Source organism: Rugosimonospora africana, assembly GCF_016862975.1.
Classification (GTDB): Bacteria; Actinomycetota; Actinomycetes; order Mycobacteriales; family Micromonosporaceae; genus Rugosimonospora; species Rugosimonospora africana.
Genome location: NZ_BONZ01000189.1, coordinates 1 through 899, shown reverse-complemented (window position 1 = coordinate 899; position 899 = coordinate 1). Strand labels below are relative to the sequence as shown.

Sequence of the window (899 nt, the reverse complement as noted above, 5' to 3'; positions counted from 1 at the left end):
TCGTGGTCCTGCGTGAAGACCGGCCGAGCGAGAAACGGCTCGTGGGTTACGTGGTCGGCGTCGATGGGGCAACGGTCGATGGTGGCGTGTTACGTGATCGGCTGGCGAAGCGTTTGCCGGATCATATGGTGCCCGCTGCTGTGGTGGTCCTGGACTCGTTGCCGTTGACGGGTAACGGGAAACTCGACCGGCGTGCGTTGCCGGCACCTGACTTCTCCGTGGTGTCGGGGTCGCGTGGCCCGCGTACCGCCGAGGAAGAGGTTCTGTGCGGGCTGTTCGCCGAGGTGCTGGGCTTGGACCGGGTCGGGATCGACGACAACTTCTTCGCACTGGGCGGACACTCGCTATTGGCAACACGGCTGGTCAGCCGGGTCCGCTCAGTATTCGGAAGGGAATTCTCGGTTCGAGAACTGTTCGAAGCACCCACCGTCGCAGGGCTGGTGGGATCACTGACCGGCCATGAAGCGAAGCGAACGAAGCTGCTCCCAGCGGCAAGACCGGCACGGATCCCGTTGTCGTTCGCCCAGCGTCGCTTGTGGTTCCTGAACCGGCTGGAGGGCGAAGAGAGCGCGGCGTACAACATGCCGATCGCGGTGCGCCTGGCAGGAGAGTTGGATGTAACGGCGCTCGAAGCGGCGTTGGATGATGTCGTTCGCCGTCACGAGAGCTTGCGAACGATATTCGTCGAGGTAGACGGACTTCCGAGGCAGGTGGTTCTGGACCCGGAGGAGGCCCGTCCCGAAGTACCTGTCGTGAACGTCGCCGAAGACGGGCTGGGCGCCAGGTTGGCAGCAGAGGCGACTCGTGGCTTTGACCTGTCCCGTCAGATCCCACTACGGATGACCTTGTTCACCCTAAGTGAACACAGCCATGTGTTGTTGCTTGTCTTGCATCACATT

At 62.5% G+C, this 899-nt stretch carries 1 protein-coding gene; it reads left to right on the top strand.

Features of this window, described 5'->3' with window-relative positions; translation table 11 throughout:
- Positions 1–2: 2 nt before the first annotated feature.
- Positions 3–899 (top strand): condensation domain-containing protein (locus Raf01_RS49155; RefSeq protein ID WP_373319804.1); only part of this gene is annotated, 897 nt, incomplete at its 3' end.